At 42.1% G+C, this 26933-nt stretch carries 22 protein-coding genes; all 22 read right to left on the bottom strand.

The window, feature by feature from the left end; all coding sequences use genetic code 11:
• Positions 1-109 precede the first annotated feature (109 nt).
• On the bottom strand, positions 110-691 hold the full coding sequence (locus M72_RS05590) for a hypothetical protein (protein WP_155175294.1): 582 nt from the start codon (positions 689-691) through the stop codon (positions 110-112).
• Between the two features lie 194 nt (positions 692-885).
• Positions 886-1722: a hypothetical protein gene (locus M72_RS05585; RefSeq protein WP_055067494.1), complete on the bottom strand. Its 837-nt coding sequence runs from the start codon at positions 1720-1722 to the stop codon at positions 886-888.
• A 127-nt stretch (positions 1723-1849) separates the two neighbouring features.
• Positions 1850-3103: a sensor histidine kinase gene (locus M72_RS05580; protein WP_055067493.1), complete on the bottom strand. Its 1254-nt coding sequence runs from the start codon at positions 3101-3103 to the stop codon at positions 1850-1852.
• A complete protein-coding gene (locus tag M72_RS05575; RefSeq protein WP_022045048.1) occupies positions 3100-3819 on the bottom strand; it encodes a LytR/AlgR family response regulator transcription factor in 720 nt (239 codons plus the stop codon). The genes M72_RS05580 and M72_RS05575 overlap by 4 nt, the downstream gene beginning before the upstream one ends.
• A gap of 27 nt (positions 3820-3846) precedes the next feature.
• The gene (locus tag M72_RS05570) at positions 3847-4905 is read right to left on the bottom strand and encodes an iron-containing alcohol dehydrogenase family protein (RefSeq protein ID WP_141652703.1); all 1059 of its coding nucleotides are present in this window, start codon (positions 4903-4905) and stop codon (positions 3847-3849) included.
• 181 nt (positions 4906-5086) lie between these two features.
• A complete protein-coding gene (locus tag M72_RS05565) occupies positions 5087-9211 on the bottom strand; it encodes a glycosyl hydrolase (protein WP_055067491.1) in 4125 nt (1374 codons plus the stop codon).
• A gap of 410 nt (positions 9212-9621) precedes the next feature.
• Positions 9622-9750, bottom strand: coding sequence for a hypothetical protein (locus M72_RS17540; protein ID WP_261291793.1), 129 nt, complete (start codon positions 9748-9750; stop codon positions 9622-9624).
• A gap of 111 nt (positions 9751-9861) precedes the next feature.
• On the bottom strand, positions 9862-10977 hold the full coding sequence (locus M72_RS05560; RefSeq protein ID WP_082413800.1) for a glycosyl hydrolase 53 family protein: 1116 nt from the start codon (positions 10975-10977) through the stop codon (positions 9862-9864).
• A gap of 6 nt (positions 10978-10983) precedes the next feature.
• Positions 10984-11829, bottom strand: coding sequence for a sugar ABC transporter permease (locus tag M72_RS05555; protein WP_022046094.1), 846 nt, complete (start codon positions 11827-11829; stop codon positions 10984-10986).
• A complete protein-coding gene (locus M72_RS05550; protein WP_022046095.1) occupies positions 11830-12741 on the bottom strand; it encodes a carbohydrate ABC transporter permease in 912 nt (303 codons plus the stop codon).
• Between the two features lie 7 nt (positions 12742-12748).
• Entirely contained in the window at positions 12749-13969 is a 1221-nt protein-coding gene (locus M72_RS05545) for a sugar ABC transporter substrate-binding protein (RefSeq protein WP_055067489.1), read from the bottom strand.
• A 14-nt stretch (positions 13970-13983) separates the two neighbouring features.
• On the bottom strand, positions 13984-15057 hold the full coding sequence (locus tag M72_RS05540; RefSeq protein ID WP_055067488.1) for a glycoside hydrolase family 53 protein: 1074 nt from the start codon (positions 15055-15057) through the stop codon (positions 13984-13986).
• Positions 15058-15059: 2 nt separating this feature from the next.
• Positions 15060-15713: a hypothetical protein gene (locus M72_RS05535; protein ID WP_055067487.1), complete on the bottom strand. Its 654-nt coding sequence runs from the start codon at positions 15711-15713 to the stop codon at positions 15060-15062.
• A gap of 201 nt (positions 15714-15914) precedes the next feature.
• Positions 15915-16898, bottom strand: a complete 984-nt coding sequence (locus M72_RS05530) for a LacI family DNA-binding transcriptional regulator (protein WP_022046099.1) — start codon at positions 16896-16898, stop codon at positions 15915-15917.
• A gap of 156 nt (positions 16899-17054) precedes the next feature.
• Complete coding sequence (locus M72_RS05525; RefSeq protein WP_055067486.1) at positions 17055-19367, bottom strand: GH1 family beta-glucosidase; 2313 nt, start codon at positions 19365-19367, stop codon at positions 17055-17057.
• A 13-nt stretch (positions 19368-19380) separates the two neighbouring features.
• Positions 19381-20487 carry an SGNH/GDSL hydrolase family protein gene (locus M72_RS05520; protein ID WP_055067485.1) on the bottom strand — a complete coding sequence of 369 codons (1107 nt, stop codon included), beginning with the start codon at positions 20485-20487 and terminating at the stop codon, positions 19381-19383.
• A 45-nt stretch (positions 20488-20532) separates the two neighbouring features.
• Positions 20533-21582, bottom strand: a complete 1050-nt coding sequence (locus M72_RS05515; protein WP_055067484.1) for an SGNH/GDSL hydrolase family protein — start codon at positions 21580-21582, stop codon at positions 20533-20535.
• Between the two features lie 2 nt (positions 21583-21584).
• A complete protein-coding gene (locus M72_RS05510; protein ID WP_055067483.1) occupies positions 21585-22610 on the bottom strand; it encodes a glycoside hydrolase family 130 protein in 1026 nt (341 codons plus the stop codon).
• Positions 22611-22624: 14 nt separating this feature from the next.
• Positions 22625-23797, bottom strand: coding sequence for a glycoside hydrolase family 130 protein (locus M72_RS05505; protein ID WP_055067482.1), 1173 nt, complete (start codon positions 23795-23797; stop codon positions 22625-22627).
• A gap of 3 nt (positions 23798-23800) precedes the next feature.
• Positions 23801-24976 carry an AGE family epimerase/isomerase gene (locus M72_RS05500; RefSeq protein ID WP_055067481.1) on the bottom strand — a complete coding sequence of 392 codons (1176 nt, stop codon included), beginning with the start codon at positions 24974-24976 and terminating at the stop codon, positions 23801-23803.
• Between the two features lie 27 nt (positions 24977-25003).
• Complete coding sequence (locus tag M72_RS05495) at positions 25004-25879, bottom strand: carbohydrate ABC transporter permease (RefSeq protein WP_055067480.1); 876 nt, start codon at positions 25877-25879, stop codon at positions 25004-25006.
• Entirely contained in the window at positions 25879-26904 is a 1026-nt protein-coding gene (locus M72_RS05490; protein WP_055067479.1) for a carbohydrate ABC transporter permease, read from the bottom strand. The genes M72_RS05495 and M72_RS05490 overlap by 1 nt, the downstream gene beginning before the upstream one ends.
• Positions 26905-26933: the final 29 nt, after the last annotated feature.

The raw sequence follows: 26933 nt of genomic DNA, 5'->3' as shown, positions 1-26933 counted from the left end.
GATGAGTCAAAAACTCATTCCCCTGTCACTTCATTGATAGTCTCTGCCATCATCCTAACATGGTTTCCTGTCAGCGTCAACAAATTTATGACCTGTTTTTATACCTATATCATCTGCTGATTTTATATTTTATTATTTCTATCTGTTCTATCTGTGTGATATCAATCTTCTGATTGAAAATATAACGAGCCCCACAATATTTCATTTCACTTGCAGATGCATAGCCATCTCCAAGCTCTTCAAGATCTGTACCATCCATGAAAGGATGTTTCTTTTTTTCAGTTCCTTTTCTGTCATCGGTAAGAGGTAACTCTCCTATGGAATATTGCTTTCCGTCTTTTGTTGTTGCAACTACATGATAAAAACACCCTTTTTCTCTCCAGTCATTGACGGGACAAATACTAACCGTATAAGGTGTAATTTCAACAGGGATTGTTTTTTTTGTTTTCTTAACATCCGCTTTTAACATCTTCTCCTTCATTGGAACAACTTTTCCCTTAACCAAAACATTTTTTAATGGCGTATTTGAATTATCCGGTGATTGAAATCCCTTATATACTTTCGGATTTTTCCACGCAGTATCATCGGAATAAAAGCCGCATACATTGATCTGAATACCATCACCTGTATCTATTACATCCACCTTACTGGTAGTATCTAACCCACCTAACCAATAATTTGTTCCTTCCAAATATTTTACGTTCGGAAGGAACACCTTTGCACGCATAACCTTCGTATTTGAAGCAACCTGAATTGATGATATGATTATCTTTTGTTCTTTTCTGCCATCATCGTCTCTACTGTTTGATTTTGCATCAGAATTTTTTCCACACGCACACAGACAATATAGCATTGTAAAAATTAATAAGTACAGACTGATTTTCTTCATTCATAATCCTCCAATTTCTTTTTCTTTAAAACACTAAGGATTAATATGCTTCCTATCACTATAATTCCAATGCCAGCCACATATTTCATCGAACTTCTGCTCTGTACTCCAGCTCCTGTACTTACCTCAGAATCTTCAATATAAGTATCTGAAATCTCCGCTACAGAATCAAATGAATAGACACCGCTTTCCACATTTTGAGTTTCCGGAATTTTCTCCATAACCGGATACTGATACCCCAACGAAATCCAGATACGTGCTGTTTCATCATCCATCCCAAGTGCAACCGGCTGTCTCATTCCCGGTTGACTTCCCACCAGTACTACTCTCGTACAGTCCGATAATGCCTCTCGTTTTTCCAGAAGTATATCATAGTAAGGTTCCACTGTATGTTCTGCTGTCTCTGTAATCATCCATTTTCCAGCATGATTTTTTACTTCTTCCTGTTCTGCTTTTGTCAATACAGACTTTGCTTCTTCACTCAAAGGAAGTCCTTTGGCTACGGTAAACATTCCATATGTCTTTTCCATTTTAAAAGGAATGACCCATACATAATTTGCACTTTCCAGAGCACTTGTGAGTTTTTTCGTATCTGCCGTCTGCAATTTTATAAGATTACAATCCACATATACTTTTAATGCCTTGTCATAATCGATGGTTGCATCCGGCTCTTCTTTTTTCATTTCATCCTGTAAATTACTGATTTCTGTCCAATCACGGCTCGTTATTAACTGATCCTGATCGGAAACCGGTATTTCCGCGGCATACACAGCAGAACCTGCTATCGTAAAAATTGTAATCATCATAAGCATTATTTTTAAAATATTTTTCATGGCTATTTCCCCTCTCTTGTGTATACTATACTTCATTTTTCCCATTATTCTTTCTGCATGTTAAAATTGGTTTGATTTTCGTCAAAATCTGCATTAAAAATCCCATAGCATACACCATGGGATTTTTTCAAAGATATAACACAATCTGAACCTCAAATATATTTTCATCGATATTTATAGATTTCCATCCCCCGTATTTGTCTACAACATCTGAAATATTCTGCATACCGATTCCATGCAATGCCTGTTGTTTCTTCCTTGTCAGTAAACGTTCTCCCTGTTTATTGACTTTTCCATCAAACGTATTTTTCACCTGTATCCCCAGAATTCCCCTGTCATATTGTATCCGAATCTCCAAAAAACGATCTTTTATCTGCTCCATTGCCTCAATTGCATTGTCCAACAGATTTCCAAACAAAACATTCCAGTCATATCCATCCACTGGCAACTGGCACGGAATCACGATCTGCGACTGAATCTGACAGGACATTGCCTCCGCTTTTGCCAGTTTATGATTCAAAATCATATCCAGTTCCAGATTCCCCGTATTCACATACTTATGCTCCGTCTGCAAATGCTCACTCATTTTATTTACATATTCCTGTGCCTTATCATACCTTCCTTCATTAAGATTTGTCTGCAGAAGATACATATGGTTTTTCATGTCATGCCGCAAAGAATCCAGCTTTTTCTGATTCTGCTGCATGATATGCATCTGCTCCTGATAGGCCATCATATGTTCCTTTAAAAGCCGTTGCTGCATTTTATCCTGATAAGCTTCTCCCAAACGGTCATACAAATAGAACATTCCAAGATCTACAACGATCATAATAGCCAGTGATAATACTGTTTTTGGCGAATTTTCGCCGGATACACTCTCAAGAGCATATATCCAGACAATATTTCCGGCTAATACAAGAATCATAAAGTAATAGTTCTGTGTTTCCATAACCCTTCGCCGACATATCACCTGTCTTATTCCCATTGCTATGAGCAGATTGACCATTGCACCTGTGATGGTTCCCATTGCCCGCCCTTCGGAAAACAAAGAAAAATCTCCCAGATAATAATACATGATAAATTCAATGGTAAGCCCCAGCAATACTGTAAAACAACCTGCCATTATTTTCTGCAGTATACTTCCTTCATACAATATACCTTCTGCCGCCCAGAGAAGCAGTACCATACTCACCGTAGTTCCCATGGCATTTCGAAAACCAAATGCAACAACTGTATTAATAAGCCATACGAGCACATAAACAATATTTGCCATCCATGGCAGTTTTCTTTTCTTTTCCAGAAAAATATCCGTCACTTTAAAACTTACATACACACTTAATATGTTACATACCGCTTCAAATATTCTTTCTATGTTATTCACCCGCCACACCTCATCTTTTCCACAATTGCATGATCAAGGTTATTTTTCATAGACCGACTGACCGGAATGTCATCCCCATTGATCATGTGTACGCTGTCTTTCTGAAAAGATTCTGCATACCGCAGATTAATGACATAAGATTTATGTACCACACAGAATAAATGCGGATTCAACGCAGGAATAACCTCCGAAAGTTTTCCATAAACACATAATGTATCATTTGCTGTTACCACTTGAATTTTTCTGGCAAGGCTCTGCAAATAAAAAACAGAATGTTCTTCTATCCGTATCGAATTTCTTCCTTTCCCAATTTCTATAATATGTGGCTGAAACTGATACAGCCTTTCATATTCATCTAATATATAATCTACTCGTTCCTGTTGTATGGGTTTCACGAGGAAATTCATTGGACGCAGATCAAAAAGCTGCATGGCATACATTTCTTTTGCCGATACAAAAACAATCTGCATGGATTCATATTGGATCTGGGATCGAATCCAGTTTCCAACGATAATCCCCGAGCTGTCCCCTAATTCAATATCCAAAAATAACAAATCATACCTTTCGCTTTGCTGCAGTTTTTGAATAAATTCTGCTCCACTTGTATAACCGTCAACATCCACTTTTATTCTTTTCATTTCTGCAAACCGAAAAATACTTTGTTCCAATTTATAAATAAATTGTATATCATCATCACATATTGCTACTTTTATCATTGTATATCCTGTAATTTATTTTCCTCTCTATTTCAGGATTTCCTGCAGCCGCGCATCTGTATGCAGGAGTTCCTTCGCGCGATCCCTATATTGCTGCTCATGCAGATACGTATAGCGGAACGGTTTGATCGACGGTGCCAGATCAACTGCTTTCTCAAAATCCTCCCGCCGAAGATCCAGTGTTTTTACATAATCCCAGAACCCCGTCTGCATAAAAATTGTGTCTACCCTCCGGTAACGATGATCCTGCACAACACTCATCAGATAGGTTGCAATGCCAACCTGAATACCATGAAGCTGCGGATGCTCAAGCATCTTGTCCAGCGCATGGGAAATCAGATGTTCGCTGCCGCTCGTTGGCGCACTGCTGCCCGCAATCTCATTTGCAATTCCGCTCATTGCAAGAGAATCCAGAAGTTCCTTTAAAAACAGATCATCCTGTATCGAAGTAAACGGTGTGCGCACAAAACTGTTGACTGCTTTCTTTGCAATCATGACAGCAAAATCATTGACTTTTCCGTACCCATGTTCTTCCTCAAAAATCCAGTCATACAGTGCCGTAATTTTTGATACCATATCGCCGATTCCGGAATATAAAAATTTCTCCGGTGCACTGCGGATAATCCTTGTATCCACCACAATCCCATATGCAAGTTTTGCCGGAACGGACTTGCGGCGTCCTTCCACCAGAAGGGAAGCACTGGCACTTGAAAAGCCATCGCTCGATGCCGATGTCGGGATGCTGATAAACGGCAGATTTCGCAGAAATCCACAATATTTCGCACCATCAATCACTTTTCCGCCACCGATGCCGATGACTGCCTGCGTCTTCGCCGGCATGGAAAATGCAAGACTGGTCAGATCTTCCAACCGCACGGTATCAAGTTCCTGATATTCTAAAATATCAATGTCCTCCTGCTGCAATGCTTCCATAACGGTAGAACCAAACATTTCTACAAGACCGTTTCCAAATAATACAACTACTTTCTGTAACTGTAACTCTTTTAAGTAAATCCCCAGATTATCCAATGCACCCGCACCGATCTTTAAAAGTGCCGGAATGGAAATGTGTTTTCCTGCCATAATAAATGTTCTCCTTCTCATTCTCTTTTCTATCGATTTTAGTATAAACAAAGGTTCCTGAAATTACAATCAGTTCCCCGAAAAAAAACACACGCTTCTCTTTACAATTATGGGTAAGAAAAAAGACGATTTCCTGCGAAACCGTCTTTTTCTTATTAAAAATTTTGACGAAACTCCTGTACATTTACTTTGTCACTTTGATCGTCATCTTTACAGTCTTTGTCTTTCCGTTCTTTAAAGTGACTTTTACTTTCACAACTGCTTTGCCAGCTTTCTTTGCGACAATTGTACCATTTTTATTCACTGTTACAACCGACTTTTTGGAAGATGTATAAGTGATCTTCTTTACATTTTCCATGTTCAGCTTCTTATCAAAAGTAACTTTTGCCTTCTTTCCGTTTGCAACCGTTTTCTTGGTATCCTTTAATGCAACACTCTTTAAGATTTTACTGCTCAGGGCTTTTGCATCCTTCTCATTCAGCAGTACATAATCACCGGCATCTTTGGTATCCGCTGTCACAGTTCCGTCTTTGGAAACCTTATAAGTTCTGCTGCTGATCAGGACTTTTTCTCCTGTCTTTTTATCAACTTTTACAAGTGTCAGCTTTTTGCCTGCCTGCAGATCCTTCGCATTGACAGATACGCTGTTCATCACTTTGCCGGAAGCGTTCTTTGTTGTCTGGGTAATCGTGATGTCGCTGGTTCCTGCCTCTTTGACTAATTTTGCGACCACATCTGATGAAATTGTAGTCTTCTTTGTCTCGGAAGCATTCTTTACTGTTTTGTCCAGCTGTGCCCGGGCATCTGTCACTTCTCCCTTATCGTTCTTTTCAACGGTAAGTATCGCATTTGTATCTTTTGCAATATTCTCAAATGTTTTGTCCGTTTTCCGGGTTTCCGATGGTTTTGTATCTGGTGTTGTATTTCCAGTATCCGGTGTTGTTGTGTTGCCGGAATTTCCACCAGAGGTGCTGCTGCCGGAGGAAGAATTTCCGCCATTATTTCCACTCTGGCTGGTCTGTTTTACCGCAATCAGACCATCGGCATCTGCTTTCGCAGCTTCCGCGTCACTGATCGTTGTTCCTTTGAATGCATCAAAGTAAAGTACCGATTCCACATCTACCGCGGAACCTGCCGGGTTGGAATTACACCAGAGTCCGAATGCCTGCACGTCTTTTAAAGCATCCCCACTAAGTTTTCCACCCGTCTTCCCTTTAAAAGCTGAGAATGGAACGGTTACTTCATAGGCATCTTCTGTCTTCGCAAGATTGGTCAGATATACTTCATATTCTTCTCCTCCTGCCTTGATCTGTACAACAACCTTCTGCCCTTTTCCATCAAGTTTTGTCCAGAATTTCAATGCATTATAGGCTGAAAAATCTGTATTGCCCAGACTTGCATTTACCAGACCCGTCCAGACTTCCGAACCGGTTGTTTTTAATTTGTAATTAAATGCAGCACCATATGTACCGTCTGCCTTATGCTCCTGATCCAGCGTAAAGGACGAACTGCATCCAGCGGCAGAATTTCCACCGTAAGCTGCATCCAGAAGTCCATTACTCCCGACATAGTAGTCAAAATTTTCCAGCACACCTGCCGGAGCTTTGTCCTTTTCTTTTCCGATACTCAGATTTGTGATCGTGGACAGTTCTTTTCCATCTGCAACAAGTGTAATGGATGCTACATCTGTTTTTCCGATCTGATCCATTTCCTTTTGTGTCAGCTGCGCCGTATAGCATCCATCGGAGCCTTTTGCAGCCGGCAATGTCAACTGTTTGCCTTTTGTCGTATCCTTTACAACAAACGATACCTCATCGGCATTAGAAACACTTGCCTTTAACACAGTTGGCTTTAAAATCGTATCCATATCAAACGGTGCTACCATGTATCCGCTGACATCTTTGTAATTATCCGTCTTTACTCCTGCGTACTTATCGATATTTCCATAGAAATTAGTACCGTTTCCAAATACTGAATCGTCATTGTTGTAGTAAGAAATGAAATCATTGATCATTTCCTGTCCCATGGTATCACTGTACTTATACGGCACATAGAAATTGGTATCGCTGAAATTTGCCCATACCATATAATATGGCATGTCGTTTTTCTTTGCGATATCATTCACTTTCTGATACCAGTTCACACCCGACTTTGCCTCACTGACCGGATTATTTTTTACAAGAAGCCCTTCGTTATCACTTCCATCCTTTTTCATCACACGTACACCGGTCTCCGAAATCGCAGCCAGCTTGTTATGCTGTTTTGCAAGTGATGATACAACCTGACAGGTCTGATCCAGATGATCAAAGAATGAAGTATCACTCTCTGCCGGATAAGTATTAAAGTCGTTGTAATAATCAAATGCCAGAATGTCTACACAGGCATCTCCCGGATACCGCGACATATACTCTGCCTCGGTCTCCAGCGGTCCGTTTGGCGAATACACATAAAGCATATTGTGCACGCCTTGGGATTCCAGATAATCTCTGGTATATGCATACAGACTCCTGTAACTTTCTGCGGTGTTTGCACTGCCCCACCAGAACCAGCCGCCGGTATCCTCATGGAATGGCCGGAAAATCACCGGGATATTCTCCTTTTCCAATGCATTGGCATAGAATGCAATCGTATCAAGATATGCCTTAAATACCTCATTCTTCTCTCCACCAGGCAAAATCTTCTTTAACGAATCACCGGATAAATCTTTTGCTTCATTAAAATCACAGTTATAGAAATCGTAGGTTCCATCTGCATTCTTTTTAATCTTTGCATTGGTGAAATTCGGCATATGGGTGGATAAGGTAACGATTGCACCGTTTTGGGCCGCCTTTTTGCTGTAGTCAATGGAACTCTGCAGTGCAGATGCCGCATCCGTACCACCAGCCTCGCTTCCAAACAATGCCAGGGAGTCAATGCCGAAAATACCGCTGACGGAACCGGTCACATCTTTTACATCTCCCAGATCGTTGTTTCCTACGGAATGGCTCACATCATTCTGATGTCCAAACAGTACCTGATCACTTTCGGTCAGTCCCTGCAGATATGCATACAATGCCTTTGCGCTATTGCTGGCATCCGGATCTGTCATGGTCAGGGTTTTATCTGTTGCTTCTGGTTTTGCCTGTGTTCCGTCTGTATTCGGTGTTGCGGTAATTGTCACAAAATCACCACTGGCATCCTTCTGGGAAAGTATCAGATTATCCAGATAAACATCCCCTGCAAAGGAACTGTTGGCTCCGATAAGTCCGATTGTCAGATCATCCATTGGTGTGGCAGATGGAGAAAATCCTAAAGTAACTGTAACTTTCTTATATCCGTTTCCTGCATCTGTTGCCTCGGACGAATCTATGCTGGTATCTTTATTGATTCCGCTGTTGGAGAAAAATTTTATCTTGGAAATATTACTGCTTTCCGGATAAATCAAATCCACACTCACCTGATTATAATTGCTGATATCAGCCGGTGTCTTCGGTGTGAATTTCACTTTTGCCTCACTCCATGATTCGCCGGAGTTGGCTGTATAATTCAGGCTTACTTTTAATCTTCCGTCCCCGCCATTTGCGTCATAGGAAAGTTCCGGAGCAGCATTTTTTGTTCCACCGTGGAAATACTGATATCCGGTTTCACCTGCCCACAGATTTACCTGGGATTCATTATTTAAATCAGAAAGAACGGTTGGCTCCTGTTTGGTCAGTTCCTGTTTATCGCTTGATAAATTTGTGAGAACTACATTTGAAAATGTCACAGTTCCCTTAAATCCGGTTCCCACAAGAACGAATTCAACATCCATCAATGTATCCGGTGTTATTCCTGAAAACTTTACTTTCAGATCAGCTGAATAATTCTCCCCAACTTTCATAAAAGAATCCTTCTGCAGCCACTGGCAATCCGTACTGTTGTTCCATCCCCAATTTGATCCCAGTTTTGTTACACCCTGGATATTCAGATGCGCTTTATCTGCATCCAGCGACTGATAGGATGTTTCATCCAGTGTTACCTTTGCAGTTAATTCATACTCTTCATTCACATTTCCCAACGAGCCATTGATGGATTCATCATATGCAAAAGTAATTTTTCCTTCACCATTCCAGTCATCTTCTTTCAATTCTGAAAAATCAATGGTTTTTGTTGTTTTTGCGCCCTCATTTTTGTACAGTTCTGTACGTGTTACTGTTGGTGCTGACGCTTCATTTGTCTCCGCCGCATACACCACCTCATTTTGTAAAAATGTGCATGCCTCCGGTGTCAGTGACCCCATCATTGCCGCTGCCAGCGTGATGGCAACAATCTGTTTTCCTACCCTTCTCATGTTTTTGCTCTACCTTTCCTTTCTTCTCCATTTCTTGTAAAAACCTTCCAGTGCCCTCCATCTATCCGGTTTCACTTAATAAAAAAGCAATTGCACGCTGCTTCCCATATTTCAGGGAGAGGGTACTGCATACTTGGGGAGTGCAGTAAAAATATGGGAACCAGTGTGCAATTGCTTTATTTATTTGATAAATTCAGTATATCATAAAGTAATTTTAAGTCAATATTTAGTTAATAGAAAATTAAACATTTGTAAAGTATTACTTAATTTAAAGTTTTTTAGTCTTTTTTTAGTCTTTTAATTAGACATTTTCACAAGAGGCGAAAGTACCAGTTCCTTATTAATTGAAAAAAGCACCTGTAAAACAGATTATGTTCTGCTCTACAGGTGCTGATATCGTGTAAGTTCTTTTAAGCTGCCTTCCAAAGAATAACCCCCTCTTTTTGTACATTCTTATAAAATGGAAGCACTTCCCCCCACTTTTTCATATTTTCTTCTTTAATATCAATGATAGAAAAAATCTTATCATAACGTACCATTTTTTCTGCACCTATTCCATATTTTCTTTTTCATAAGATTCCACCAGTCAAAGAACAATTCAAAAATTAAGGGGACGATCAAAACCATCCCCTTAAAAATTTTAAATATAATTAATCAATTTTTCTTAACATTGCCAAGTCAAGGTTACACCAGTCATTTGCTCCTGCTACAGAATAAACCCCGATCTCCAACGTATGATTTGTAACAACAATCTTGTCTATACTAAAAATATTCCAATTAATGTCACTTGTTTCAATCGTGGTATCAAGCTCACTTCCTCCATAATTTTTTGCATAAAGTTGTAAAACATCCTGTTTCCCATTTGTCTTTGCCCAAATTGAGAATTTATATGTTCCATTCGGAATATTTGTATACGTTTTATATACAGAACACGAATACTCTTTATCATCCCAAAATGTTAATTTGTAATCTCCATCATATGCATCACCATATTCTGTTCTTACAGTATTTTCATCTGACGAATCACTTGTCCATACATTCCATCCACTCGGTGAAATAGTTATCCCATTCTGTTCAAAACTGATATTTGTCAATAAATTTTCACACGGTTTATTAAGCACCTTAATAGAATCTAATGCATTTCCCTGAAAATTAAACAACGTCATGTTATCCCATGTATTACTTGGAGTTACGGTATCATTTTTATACGCAACCCCTGCAGATGTAGCATATGTTCCACCTTCTACAGGTATCCATTCTGGTTCCCAATAAAAATATCCAATACCTTTATCATCTGGTACATTTAAAATGATTGATTCCAGATCATTCATAAATTCAAATTGTCCTTCTACTGTTGCAGGATATCCTCCAACTTCTTCATCTCCACTAATGAATACATTTCCTTCACCATCACCATCTTCCGTTGTCCATGCATACGCAGTTTCTACAACACACACTTCTTTATTATAAGTGGTCGCCAAGTAATTCAAATTATACTGAAGCCCCTCCATGGTTCCATGCCACATTGGATAATAAGATAATCCAAATACATCAAAATCCAAGTTTGGTGACTCTTTCAATAATCCACCAAAATACCAGGTATACAACTGATTTTTTCCACCCTGATCCAGATGAAGCATAATTTTGGTACTCGATGCAGCAGAAGCACGTACTCCAGAAATTGCAGATTCTAAAAGACCCGCTAATCCGGAAAAATCCTCATTCGTCCCTATTTTGCCATCTTCATGAAGAATCCCCGATGATATTTCATTTTATCCTTTTACCCCTCCGGCAACCAATCCATTCTGAATAAATCGCTGTAAGCACATAAAGATGATCATGATCGGCAGGGATGAAATCACTGCTGCTGCAGCAAACAAAGTCCAGTGCGCAGCAAACTGATCACTGATAAAGGACTGCAGTCCGAGTGCAAGCGTCATTTTTCCCGGTGTCTGCAAAAAGATTGAGGTAATCACATATTCACTGTATGTTGCAATAAACGAAAACAGGAAGATCACGGCAAGCTGTGGCATTGCAAGCGGGATGATGATCTTATAAAAAACCTGGAATTCATTTGCTCCATCCACCATTGCAGCTTCATCCAATTCCACCGGAAGTCCATCGATATAAGATTTAAGTAACCAGATATTGTAAGCACTTCCACCTGCAAGCACAAGAATGAGTGCAAAGCTGTTGTCCACCAGCCCGAACTTATAAATTAAAATATAGTATCCGGCAACTGCCATGCTGTTTGGAAACACCTGTAATATCAAAAGTGCCATCAGCCCATATTTTCTTCCCACAAACCGCAGTCTTGCAAACGCATACGCTGCAAGTGAAGTAAGCACAAGTTGTATGATTGCTACAATAAAGCAAAACTTCAGGGAATTAAAAACCCAGATTCCAAAATCCGTTTCCCGAAACAGTTCCACATAATGTTCAATGCTGAATTTTTCAGGGAACAATGAGGACAGGAAAAAGCTGTCACCCGCGGAAAAAGAGGACATAACAATCCATATGACCGGAAACAGCACCACGATCATCGTGATCCATATGACCACCCTGCTTCCCCACAGTGTCCGTTGTTCTGAGGCGGATATTTTCTTTTTATTTTTCATTTAATCAACCTCCTTAAATGAGCCGGACAGCCGCATATTAATCAGCGTAAATGTTCCGACAATGATAAAGATCAGCACACTGAACGTTGCAGACAGTTCATACCGGTTCGACCATGTGGTCATCTTATAGGTGGTACTAGCAAGGATATCCGTATAACCCGCAAACTGGTTATCCACTCTCGCCGGTCCACCTTGTGTAATCATGTATATATTTCCAAAATTGTTAAAATTAGCCGCAAACGAAGAAATTACAAGAGGAATGGAAAGTTTCGTCACCATCGGCAATGTAATGCTCTTAAAGCACTGAAATTTTGATGCCCCATCCATTTTAGCCGCCTCATAGTATTCACCAGAAATCGCCTGTAGTCCGCCAAGACAGACATTCATCATATAGGGAAATCCCAGCCACACATTCACGATAATCAGCCCAACCCTTGCCCAGAATGGATTGGTCAGCCACGGTACATTCCAGGCAATACCGATTGTATGCAGTAAATTATTGATTCCACCATACTGCTCATTTAGCAGGCCCTGCCATGCGAGGATTGCAATCGTAGATGGCAATGCCCACGGCACAATCAGTACTGCACGGTAAATTTTTGATTCTTTCATATGCGGATTGTTTAACAAAATGGCAAGAATCAGTCCCATTGCATAGGAACCTGCCGTACTTAACAGCGCAAAACAAATCGTCCACCCAAGTACCGGGAAAAACACATTTTTAATACTTCCGGAAAATACGGTCAGATAATTTTCCAGACCCACAAACGTGTAATCTGTCAGATGATACATGTTGTAATTAGTAAAAGATAAAATCACCGTATAAATAATTGGCAGACATGTCACCAACAGAATCGAGATCAGTGCCGGTGCCAGATAAGTATACCCAAGCGCATTCTTTTTCTTTCTCATGCCATCACTACTTTCCTGAATTCATCAATTCAATCGCTTCTTTCAACTGCGTAACCATATTTTTGGCAGCTTCCTCTGGTGTTTGCTCCCCAGACCACATCGAACGGATATTGTTTGTGTGGATACTCCAGAGCTGTCCCATTTCTGATACGGTCGGCATCGGCTCTCCATCATTGATCTGCTCGACAAATGCCTGTGTGTATGCATTACTCTGGATCTCATCAAGTTTCTGATCTGCCAGTTTTGCCGGTATACGGTCACCCGCCTCATACATGCCAAGTGCACCGTTTTCCATCAGATAGGAAATAAAATCCCATGCTGCATCCTGATTTTTACTGCTGTTGCTCACAAAACTTACCTGTGTACCCACCGGGGTCACAAACGGCTGTCCGTGGAAAGTTGGCATTTTTGCTACAGCAAATTTAGTTCCTGCAGAGGTAAAACCGTCAATATCCCATGGTCCACCAATATAATAAGCACATTTTCCGTTCTGGAAATTACTTCTTGCGATATCGGCTGTCACATCTGCCGTGATCAGTTTATATTTATTGCACAGGTCATTGATAAAGGCATAGGCTTCCACACTGCCCTCATTATCAAGACCGATGTCTGCCGTGTCATATGCCCCATCCTGATATTTAAAAATATAACCTCCGCAGGCTCTCACAAAACCAAGATCGTAGTATATGCTTGTTGCATCAAACTGTACACCTCCGTCTGTGGCTGCCTGATCGACCAGTTCTTCCCATGTTTTTGGAACTTCCGATACAAGATCTGTGTTGTAAAACAGTGCAGTAGTCTCTACGGAAAGTGGTGCTGCATATCGTTTTCCATCTACATAACATGCCTGGATGGCTGCATCGGAAAAATCCTGATCCGCATACAGATCCTGTGGCACTTCTGCAGTAAGATCTGCGTTTACATAATCTGCAAGCTGGTCATTTGGAATCCCCACCACAGCATCCGGTCCGGAAGCACTTTTTACTGCCTGTGCAAACTGCTGGACAGATGGAGACTGGTGAATGACTTCTACCTTTCGTCCGTTCTTTTCTCCCCATTCATCTGCATATTTCTGAATGGTATCCACTTCCACGTTCATGTTCGTCCAAATCACGAGTTTTTCCCCAGAAGCTTCCCTTTTTCCGGTTCCAGTTCCACTTCCACAGCCAGTCAACATTCCCACTGCCATTGTTACAGCCAGCACAGCTGTTATTAATTTTTTCTTCATATGATTGCCCTCCTTTACATTGTTTTCATGTTTATCAGCGCGCTGTTTGCGTTTCCATTTTCGTCAAACAATGCCATATTTGCCATGGCATTTCCTGCTGTCATCTTGTCTTTCATGTACTTGCTGCCACTCTTACTTGCCCACGTACAGTCCGGTATTGGCAACCATGCCGGTTCCCAGTAAAACACGCCGATGCCTCTTTTATTGTTTACACTTCTTACCGTTGCAAACAAATCCCGCAAGAATGCTTCCTGCCCCTGCTGTGTTGCCGGGTATCCAGTGATTTTTTCATGCTCCTTCGAATAAACGATTCCGTTGCAGCCAAATGTTTCCGTAGTATAACCAATCGAAGTCTCTGCAACAAGTACATCTTTGTCATACCGGCTGCTGATATCATTCATATTATCCAGAAGAAGTGAAAGACTTCCGTTCCAGTGCGGATAATACGACATTCCAATAATATCAAAATCCAGCGCATACGATGAAACCTGATCAAACCACTGTCGATACATTTTATTATCCGTTCCGAAATCCAGATGCAATACGATCCTTGCGTCCGGACACTCCTCGCGCACCCCTTTAATCCCTGCCTGCAGAAGATGTGCCATATTTTCGGTCTGTTCAATGTAACCGTCCGGCCACAACAGCCCTTTTGTAATCTCATTTCCAACCTGCACCATAGTCGGCACAAGCTTGTGGTTTTTCAATGCCTTTAACGTATCTACGGTATGCAGATACACCGCCGTTTCCAGTGCCTCTCCGCTTAATTCTTTCCAGGCTTTCGGTTTTACCTGTTTGGCTGGATCTGCCCAGAAATCACTATAATGGAAATCAAGCATAAAATCCATACCGCTTTGTACAGTTCTTTCTGCGATCTCAATGGTGGTCTCCAGATCATTTCCACCTCCCCCGTAAGAATTTCCGTTTTCATCGTAGGGATCCGGCCAAATCCGAATCCTTACGTTATTGGCTCCGCATGTCTTTAAAATTGCAAACAGATCTTCTTTTTTCCCGTTCAGCCGATAGGACGCACCATAATGTTCCAGTTCTTTCACCATGGAAATATCCATACCCTTAATAAATTTCATAACTACTCCTTCACAAGTGTAATATCATCAATGGTTCCCCAGCCGCCCGGTGCTGTTGCCACGTGTGCTCCTACTGTGATTGCTCCGTCCGTTGGCGTAATGCCCGGGATTTCCACCGTATACCAGTTAACATACCCCTGCAATTTGCCATCTGCTTTTACCTCTTCGCCATCCACGAGCGCATAAAAATATACGGTCGGATTTTCATCCCCGGCTGCATCACCCTGAATATGAGCGGTTAGTTTGTAGGTGCCATCCTCAAGTCCACTCACTGTCTGTTTCATGGAAAAATCCACCGGATTGTTTCCTGAATAAAAATGCAGTGACTGTGCACCTGTAAAACAGTCTGTCTCACGATCATAAACATCTAACTCCTCTGTAACATCATTGTTGTTTGTCACCGTCCATCCGGAAAAATCTGGTTCTTCAAAACTTCCGTTGATCAGATAATTTCCGTTTTCATCTGGCGTACCTGTTGTATTTTCCTTCTGTTCTGCGGCAGCAACTTCTGTGCCTCTCTCCTCTTCAATGTTCTCTGTTTCTGTAGCTTTTTGTGTTTCCTCCGCATCAGCATTAATACCAGATGTGTTTCCACATCCTGACAATGCTACTGCCATGCTCGCTACAAGGACTGCATGTAATAACTTCCTTTTCATAAATGTTCCCCCTTTTCCAAAATTAAATCTTTACTAATTTTCAAGTAAATTGTTTACTTATTAAGAATGTATCATCTAAACCTAATAATGTCAATACTCACAAATACACTTTTCACTATATTGCCAATTTTTATTTTTGTATTTTATGCAATATATACAAAAAAGGCACAAAAAAAGATGTTCGCAATCGAACATCTTTTTTCAACAACTCTTCCGGAAAACTGGAATTCCATTTACAAACACCAGCTTGGTTACGCGTCCGCCATATAGTACCCTGTTTCGCAACAGATCAAGCGCGGTTTCACAGATACATGGAATATCAATATGAATAGTAGTAAGGGGTGGTGATAAATACTTTGCAATATTCACATCATTGATGCTAAAAACCGCCACCTGCTCCGGAATCTGTATATTGCCTTCATTTAAAGCCTGTAGCACACCCACCGCCAGTGTGTCACTTGCCACACAAAGTGCTGTTGGCAGTATCTCTTTTTTAAGCAGTTCTTTTCCCATGCGGTAGCCATCATCCACCGTAAATCTCTCGGAAATGAAAATGTACTCCTCATTGAGATACCCATAGTATGCAGCGCTCTGTCGAAATGACCACTCCCGGATATCCATGGAAGGTTTTCCGGTGTCAATATTTCTATCACTGCCCCCGATAAATCCAATCCGTTTATGTCCTTTTTCCACAAAGTAATCAACCATCTGTGTCACAAACGAATCCATATTGGGCTTCACGGCATCAAAAAGTTTTTCATCCGGGGATGTGCCGATAAACACGCCCCTTTTGCACCGTTTATACAAAGCATTGATTTCTTTTCTAGTGAGCCATCCAATCGCAATAAAGGCACTTAAATCTTTCGGAACATGATCCATGCCGTCCTTTCGGTCATAGATACTGAGCTGAATATTCATCTTTTTTGCCTGCTTTATTATCTCATCCTTTACCCCGTGGTAAAAGACATCTTCGAGTTCATCCTCGTGGTCAACAAAATACAGCAATGCCACATTTTCGATCTTGGGATAGATTACTCTCTTTTTGTATCCGATTTTCTCTGCTGTGGCAAAGATCGCCTCTCTTGTCTCATCACTAACAGAGATTCCCTCATCATAATTGAGTACCCTTGAAACTGCTGAGCTCGAAACCCCTACGATTTCTGCAATTTCTTTAATTGTCGCCATACGATTCCTCCAATGTTTTCATGGATTTCTTTATTGATAAATTCTGTTATAATTATTTTACATAAATATTTTACTTTGTCAAACAAAGTTTTGCACATAAAAAAGGCATACATTCCTCAAAGGATCATGTATGCCTTTACAAACCGTTACCCAGTCTTATTTCGTAGAAACCGTAGAAGCAACAAATTCCAGATTTCCCTCAATCTCAACCTTACCGTAGTCATACGGAAGAATAAAATGATCTCCCTTCTTCACACTGGTATGGTTTAAGAGTCCGTTTCCTTCTACCACGCTGACAATCAGGAATGGATATTCCTGCTCAAATTCAGCCTGACCTTCGACTTTCATGTGGAATACCTGATAGTACTTGCACTCGATCAGCTTCTGCAGTTTGTTTGCCTCTGCCTCCCCGGTCTTTATCATGCACTCAGAAAGCGGTGCTGCCGGAACTTTGATGACATCGAGACTCTGTTGAATGTGAAGCTGACGCGGCTTCCCATTGGAAAGACGGTCATAATCATAAACACGGTACGTAATATCACTATTCTGCTGGGTTTCAAGGATGGTGATACCGCCTTTGATCGCATGCACGGTACCCGGATCAATCTGAATAAAGTCACCTTTCTTTACCGGAACTTCACGGATCAGCTCACTCCAGCGTCCGTTGTGTACCATGTCTTCCAGTTCTTCGTGTGTCTTTGCATTGTGTCCGATAACAAGCTTGGAATCCGGCTCACAGTCAAGGATATACCAGCACTCCATCTTGCCAAGAGAACCTTTTTCATGCTCTGCAGCATAGGTATCATCCGGATGTACCTGAATACTTAAATCCGCCTTTGCATCAATAATCTTGATCAGCAGCGGGAATACCTTCCCCTGTGTATTTCCAAAGAGTTCTCTGTGTTCCTCCCACAGATCGGATAATTTCTTTTCTTTATACGCACCGTCTGCAATCGTACAGGTTCCGTTTGGATGTGCTGCGATTCCCCAGCATTCTCCGATGTCATCGCCCTCGATGGAATATCCATACTCTTCACGAAGCTTTGTACCACCCCAAATATTGTGGGTAAATACCGGCTCCATAAAAAGGATCTGCTTATACGGCTGGTTACAACTTAAATTTTCTCCATTCATTCTCATCACCTCTCTGTACCAATATGCGGAATCTTTTGCAATCCTGCGTTGGGTTGTGTAGTCTACATAAACAAGTCCAAAACGTTCTTTGTAACCTTCTGCCCACTCGAAGTTATCCAGAAATGTCCAGAGGAAATATCCGATCACCGGCATTCCCTCGTTAATCGCACGCTGTACCGCTCCAAGATACGCATCCAGAAACGTAATCCTCTCTCTGTCGTGCACCTGTCCGTCTGCGGAAATATTGTCAAGATCCGACATCCCGTTTTCCGTAATATAAAGCGGCAGTCTGTAACGCTCGGTAAGGAAACGGATGCCATAGTAAAGTGCCTCCGGTGTCACCGGCCAGCCGGTTCCTGTCTTTGCTGTGCCCGGTGCACGGTCCACATACTCCGGGTCTCCATCTGCTCCACAGCGGATCATGTAACCGTTGTAAATATTCTGTCCCATGAAATCAAGTGGCTGATGAATCAGCTGCATGTCTTCTTCGGTAATCTCCGGAAGATAGTCTGCAAACTTTTCCAGCCCCTCTTTCGGATACTCTCCTAAAAATACCGGATCGGAAAACCATGCCACATTCCAAGTCCAGTTATCCATCGGATTTTCAAATCCAAAGTACACTTTCTTTGCCGCTGCGATATCATCGGCACTCTCTGTCGCCGGATACGCAACGCCACAAGTCGGAGCATATCCAACCCGTATCTTCTGTTTTGCATATTTGCGCAGATTGATGACTGCCTGACCATGTGCTTTCATCAGATTGTGTGCCATCTGAAAAGTCTCCGGAATGGAATATTTCATTCCCGGTGCATGTACCCCATTTAAGTGTCCCAGTCCAATCGCACACTGCGGCTCATTGATCGTGATAAAATCACTGCACAGATCGGAGAAATTTTCAGCAACAACTTTTGCATATTCACCAAACCACTGTACCACCTCATCGTTCAGCCAGCCGCCTTTTTTAAACAGCTCATACGGAAATTCCCAGTGAAACAGCGTAATAAACGGACGAATTCCATTTTCTTTCATGCAAAGAATCATATCACGATACATCTGCACAGCTTTCTCGTTGACCTTCCCGGTTCCCTCCGGAAGAATCCGCGACCAGCTGATGGAAAATCGATAGTTTTTAATGCCAAGCATACGCATCAGTGCAAAATCTTCCCGGTACCGATGCATATGATCGCAGCAAACCTCTGCGGTCTGGTGTTCATATACTCTGCCCGAGCGTGCAAACTCATCCCAGATATTTTTTCCCCGGCCATCTTTTGCGTCGGTTCCTTCTACCTGATAGGCACTGCTTGCCACCCCCCAGACAAAATCTTTTGGAAACATTCCATTCCTCCTTTTATTTTTCCGATGTGATTACAGAAATCAGCTCAAATACGGCTGGCATTGTCTCATCCCCAGAGATCAGACGCACTTCCACCGTATGAGTACCGTTTGCACCGTGTACCATAACCGGAGTGAGTGTCAGGGAATCGCCCCAGTCCTCATCAAAATTTGCATCCAGTGTCACCGCATGTGCCTCATCGTGATCAACGATGGCAAGCGCCACCGGTGCCGGCTGCGTCACACAGCGCTTAAACTGCACGGCAATCTCACTTCCCTGTACCGTAAATGTAAGAGATGAGCCCTTTTCTTTTGCCGCCCAGCCGTTCTTAAAACAGTCTTTGACTTCTTCCTGCACTCTGGTATCTTTGACAAAGCCGTAATTTTCAGGCTCATAGTTACGATTATCCAACCGAACCGCTTTCTCATAGCAATTCTGTGTCAGCGGTGCAGGAAACTCCGGCTCTTCATCATCCGTCTGTGCCATGCGGATTTTATCCAAAGCATAGGTAATCACAGATGCAACCAGCTCATGCCCTTTGTCGTTTGGATGCAGATCATCCTCTGTAATCTCGCGGTTTGGAATCCGCCCCGCAACGACCTCCGGATAAATACTGCTCTGCATGCTGACCGCCGGAAGCTGATAATGTCTGGCTATCTGACCGTGCATGATCTGCGCATTTCCACCGTTATTATAATAAACATTGTGCACCAGCATCACAGCAGGTTCGTTTTTATCCTGCCATACACGGCGTACCAGTCCTTCATATGTCTCACGGAAAAATTCCGTCGATTCATCATTGACCGAAAATTCAATGATAACAAAATCCGGTCTATGGGAAAGCAGATCGGACTCGGCACGAGCCGTCCCGAAATGTGATGTTGTTCCACCGATTCCGGCATTGATATAATGAAATTTGGCCTGCGGAAATGTTTTCTCCCACCACTGAAATACGCGGTAAGCATAACACAGCTCCGGTGCGGATGCAAGACATCCCTGCGTGATAGAACCACCAAGGAAACCAATGTTTAATGTTTCCCCGGCCTCTGCCCTTGCCATTAATTTTTTCATCCGGTACAGATTGCCCGGATTGGAAATACCTCTTTCATATTCAATCTGCATTGTTATACTCCTTATATCATGTAATCAATTTTTTTTAAAAATTGATTACATATCCCAAATCTCCTCTCCGAGGCTTTCGATGAATGCGGTAAGTTCCTTACTCATCTGTTCTGCCTCCGGAATACGGATATGCCCCGGTGTTCCTTTTCCGTTCTGTGAATACAGGAAATGGTGTACCCGCGGACTGTTTACTGTTTTGCACACTTCCTCAATGGAAATGTCCCAGTTTTCGTTATGTTCCAATATTGTGGTTGTCAATATAAAGGTTGCCTTCGGATATACTTCCATAAGATGCTCTAAAAATCTGCGGTAATGCTGCCGCCAGTTTTCGGAACGTGCACTGTTATAATCTTCTGCCATATAATCATCCGGGTGGTTATCATTCTGCCCGAATGCAAAAATCACAACATCTGGTGTATAACGTGAAAAATCCCATGGTTTTACTTCACTGAGTTCCGGCTGGTATTCTATTTTATCATAACAGGATTCTATTCCCAGATAATCCGGCTCCATAAACCAGCCGGTTTTGTCAAGAAGGGCGATACCACCCTGTGATGTGTCATGCAACTGTGCATGCAGATTCCGCGCGGTCATCCACGCATAAGAATACCAACTGTTTGAATATTCCCCATCGTGTTCCGGATCCGGTTTTCCTGCATAATCTACGGCCTCTGATACTTCGCCGCAGGAAACACTGTCTCCGAAAACTTCGATTTTACGGGACGGAAGCGGTGCCGGAGTAAGTACCTTAGCATCGCTTCCCAATTCAAATCCCAGTAAAGTGACGATATGGCAGGAGTCCATTCTTTTAAACAAAGTGAGGGTATGCTCTGTATGTTCAAGATCCCTGGCAATCACATACGTTTCTGCCCCCGGATCCGAGGTGAGTAAGAACTGCCCCTGCTTCCCGTCCAATATATATCCCATCCGGCTCGACCAGTATGCACGTTTGTTTTCCAGTGTCACGGAGATCTGCGTCCCGGTAAAACGAATCTGTACAAAACTTGCCGCATAGACAAGTACAGGTGCTTTTGGATTATCAAAATCAATTCTTCCACAATATTGTAATCTCTTGTCGTCCGGTGAAATATGCATAGCTATCTCCTTCCGATTTCTGTATCTGCAGATGTTACAACACTGTTTGTTTTTATATAATCTACAATCTCATCCAGTTTTGTAAATGCCAGGCCAACGTAACTGTCTGCTGCACCATAATAGATCGCGATCTTTCCGGATGCACTGTCGTGAATGGTTGCACATGGGAAGCATACGTTCGGAACGAAACCTCTCTCCTCATACCACTCTTCCGGAGTCAGAAGGAAATTCTCACAGCGATACTTCACGATGGAAGGATTATCAATGTCAAGGATTGCCCCACCGATGGAGTAAACATATCCGTTACATGTACCGGATACCCCATGATAGAATAAGAGCCATCCTTCGGAAGTCTCGATTGGAGCAGCACCACCGCCGATCTTTAAGGACTCCCACCATTCGCTTCCTTTGCCCATGACATGTCTGTGTTTGCCCCAGTATACCAGATCCGGGCTTTCACTTAAGAAAATGTCACCAAACGGTGTATGACCACTGTCTGAAGGACGGGAAAGCATCATGAAGTTTCCATTGATCTTTCTAGGGAACAGCACGGCATTGCGGTTGAATGGGAGGAACGGATTCTCAATCCGTGTAAACGTCTTGAAATCTGTTGTTTTTGCCATGCCGATTGCTGCTCCGTAGAAATCCTGACACCAGATGATATAATAGGTGTCTTCTACTTTTACAAGTCTTGGATCGTATGCATAGATTGGCATAAACGGCTCGCCGTTTTCATCCACAAACGGAATCTTGTTTTCTTCAAAATCCCAGTGGATGGCATCTTTGCTGTGTCCAAGATAAATATATGGAATACCATTGGTCTGCTCTCCACGGAACACACCGATGAAAGCATCACCATATGGCATAACCGCACTGTTAAAAATTCTTGCAACACCCTTTAACGGATTTCTTCCGATAATCGGGTTTTCACTGTATCTCCAGATCGGGGCTCCGTTCTGAGATCCTTGTGGTCTCTCCTGCCATGGTACATTTGGTACCGGAGCTGTCAGCATCTTTACTTCACTCATAATCAACTCTCCTCTTATTTATGATTTTTTAAATACTCTAAGTTCTTCTTAATCAGGTCGCATCTCTGCTGTACACACAGTACACTTCTTCCCGGATCCTGTGGTGTATTAAATACATAATCAATCAGACGGTCAATCGTTGTAGTCGCCACATGCATTCTTGTATCAGAAGAAGCATAGTAAATAAATACTTCGTTCTTATCGTTTACGATTGCACCGTTGGTAAATACAACATTGGATACATCTCCGACACGCTCCTCACCTCTTGGTCCGATTAACAGTCCGGATGGCTCTGCAATTACCTTAGACGGATCGTTTAAATCCGTGGCAAATGCATAGATCACATAGCGCAGACCTGCTGCAGTATTTCTTACACCGTGTGCAATGTGAATCCAGCCGCGGTCAGTCTTGATCGGAGTAGCACCTGCACCGTTCTTTGCCTCGGTAATGGTATGGTACTTGCGGATGCTGGTCATCTTTTCTTCGTCAATGACTGCATGTGTGATGTCCTCGCAAAGACCGAATCCAATACCGCTTCCGCTTCCGGTATCAATGAAGTCATCCATCGGACGGGTATAGAATGCATACTTTCCATCCACAAATTCCGGATGCAGCACGACATTTCTCTGTTGCGGGGAACGAAGGGTCTTTAAGTTTTCCAGACGCTCCCAGTGCTTTAAATCTTTTGTGCGGACAATTCCTGCTGCTGCAACGGCTGCAGACAAATCGTTCACGCTGGTATCTTTGCTCTCAGAACAGAATACTCCGTAAATGTATCCGTCCTCATGCTGTGTCAGTCTCATATCATAGACGTTTGTCTCCTCCGGACATACATCATCCAGAAGGATCGGGTAATCCCAGAAACGGAAATTATCAATTCCGTTATCACTCTCTGCCACGCCGAAGAAGGACTTTCTGTCATTTCCCTCAATACGGGCAACCAGATAATACTTTCCGTTTAAATAAATTGCTCCGGAATTCATGACTGCATTGATTCCAAGACGTTCCATAAAGAATGGATTGGTCTCCTCGTTTAAGTCATATCTCCAGGTGAGCGGAATCATATCTCTTGTAAGAACGGGATTCACATAACGGTCAAATACACCATTATAAAAGTCACTTTTTTCATTTTTACGTGAAAGCAGCTTTTCCTGCTTTGCCAGTTCTACATAATATCTTTCATGCATTGTTTAAAGTCTCCTTATTATTTCCATACACATTCTTCCGTTATGATACGGACATTTCCAAGGTTCTACGATTGGACGGTCCGCAATCGGACTGCCGTCCGGATGTACTTCCCAGAACCACTCGGAACCGGTTCTCTTATCAATGACGTGTTCTTTGATAAATTCCCATTCAGCCTCCGATGCCTCCAGAAACTTCGTTTTCTGCGGATGCTTCTGGTATTCATTCAGGAATCCGATCACAGTCTCTGCCTGTACCCACCAGATCCGGTGGTCATTCACTTCCCCTTTGCAGCATTCATTTGCCAGAGAATGACCGTCAAACGCAACCTCGTAGACATTTTCTGCAAGAGTCTCGGTAATCGGTGACATTTTTTCTTTGTAATGATCATCCCCAAGCACTTCCACACCGCGGTCCATCAGCCATGCTGTCTCAATATCATGACCATAAGAATACAGATCAATGATGGTGTTGTAGTTCTTGTCAAAGAATACTTCCTGTCTCTTAAGTTTCGGATTGTATACCTTATCTGCAAATACATCCATAATCCACTTTAACCGCTCCCCCACCTCTTCATCATGGGAAACCCGGTAAAACTCGGTATAAGCCTCAAACACATGAAGCAGTGTGTTCATGGTTTTTTCGGCAAGCACACCATTTTCCGATAGCTTCTCATTGGATTCCGGCTGGAAGTCTTTGGTAAATGCTTCCAGATATCCAACCTCATCCGTACATTTGCTTTCAATAAGAAGCTGCAGTTCTTTGGCAAGCTTTAATGCTTCTTCATCCCCGGATGCATCGTAATAGGAAGAAAGAGCATAGATGCAGAATGCCTGATTGTAGGTATGCTTTGTTGTGTCAAGTGGCTTTCCGTCATAAGTCATGGACCAGAAGATTCCACCATTTTCTTTGTCGATGCAGTGATCACGCAGGAACTCATAACCGTGTCTTGCCTCGTCCAGCAAGGTTTCATCTTTCAGCAGTATGTAGGCATTCGCAAAAAACCAGGTGATTCTGCTGTTTAAAATACATCCCTTTTCTGCTGTTTTGTCTACGTTTAAATTGTAGTCCATATATCCATAATATCCACCGTAAGTATCGTCCCTTAATGCTTTCCAGAAAGGAATGATATTTTCCGTCAAATGCTTTGTGACTTCTTCTTTCATCATGCTCTTATTCATCCCGATACCTCTTATTTTCCAAAATCATTAACCCTTTACCGCACCTGCTGTAATTCCACTGTAAATCTGTTTCTGGCAGCAGACAAATACGATCAGCGCCGGAAGCAGGGAGATAATAACACCTGCACAGATCAGATTGTACTTGCTTCCCATTGGTCCTACGAATGTGTAGAGGGAAAGTGCCATGGTACGGATCTCTTTTCTCATCAGGTAAAGGTTTGCTGCGTAGTATTCGTTGTACACACCAACACCCTTTAAAATACAGGATGTAACGATTGCCGGTTTTAACAGTGGAAGCATAATCTTCCAATAAATCTGCCAGTAATTTGCGCCATCGATAATTGCCGACTCATCCAGTGAAAGCGGAATATTTTCCATAAACTGAATGAAAATATACATGGAAATAACATCGGTACCACAGCTCATAATGATATAACCGCCCAGACTGTTTACAAGATGTAAATCTGACATAATCTGGTATACGGTAACCTGCATTGCTACTGCCGGAAGCAGTGCGGCAATTGTATAAAGGTTACGGATAAACCCATTGCCTGGGAACTTGAAACGATTCAATACGTAAGCAAGCTGGGAACCTACAATAACGGATACAGTAAGCACAACCACCATAACTATGACAGAGTTTAAAAATGCGCGTCCCATATTTGCCGTCTTAAATGCATTTACAAAGTTGTCAAAATTCAGCCAGCTTCCCGGAAATGCCATAACATTGGTATTCTGGTACTCGGCATCTGTCTTAAATGCCGTTGTGATACAGGAAACAATCGGAATGATTGCACAGAATCCGAAAAAGATCAGCGATGCATATTCCACAATAATCCAGATAATGCTTCCTACGGAATAATGTTTCATGTTTTTACGTTTTACTGCTGCTGTACTACTCATTATTTCGCCGCTCCTTTCTTCATTTTCTCCTGTTTTTTGATCTGCTTAATCACCTGTTTTTCTGCCTTCAGCCGGGCTTTCTTTGCCTTATAGGATTCATCCTCCGACGCGGCATCCCTGAACACATATTTAAAGAACACATTCTGTAAGATCGTACAGATAAAGATGATCATCAGCAGAACAACAGACATTGCCGATGCCAGACCTACTTTCTGGCTGGTATGTGCGATCTTGTTCATAATTACGAAATACGTTCCTGTTCCGTTTGCACCGGTGGTGATTACGAAAGGCGCCTCAAACGCACTTAAGGAACCGGTGATGGAAAGGATAACATTTAATGTAATAATTGTCTTGATACTCGGGAGAATAATGTGTTTAAACTGCTCCCATTTATTTGCACCATCCAGGGACGCTGCTTCGTAGAGTTCGCTATCCACAGACATCATGGCACCAATAAACAGTACCATATTCTGTCCGGTATACCGCCATACGGAAGTCGCCGTCAGGGACCAGTTGTTTACACTCTGATCCTTTAACCAGTATGGAAGATTTTCTAATTGAAACCCACACCACTGCAGGATTGTATCAAATACGAATCCTCTGGTGAAGAAGAATTTAAAGATAAAACCAATGGCAATACCACTGATGAGGTAAGGGAAAAACATCAGCCCTTTGAAAAGATTTCCACCCTTTACCTTAAAGCTTAAAATTGTTGCAAGATACAGTGCAAGCACAAGCTGGATCAATGCACCGACCATATAGAATAAACTAAGTTTCAACGCCCCGAAACAATCTTTTCTTCTGAATACATCAAGATAGTTGTCCCATCCGACAAATTCGCGCCTGTCTATTGGCGTTGTATATTTCATCTTATAAAAACTAAATTTGATCATTTCCGCAAATGGAAAATAAGTGAATAAAAAGAGTAAGAGCAATGGGATAATCATAAAACCGATACAGATAAATACCTGCTGGCCGGCTCTGCTCTTTGCCCATTTTTTTAAATTAAATGATTTTGATTTCATACTACGTTCCTCCCATATGAAACAGGCAA

Source organism: Roseburia faecis, assembly GCF_001406815.1.
Lineage (GTDB): Bacteria > Bacillota > Clostridia > Lachnospirales > Lachnospiraceae > Roseburia > Roseburia faecis.
Note: the sequence above shows the minus strand (reverse complement) of the source record. Positions and strands in the feature narration are given on the sequence as shown.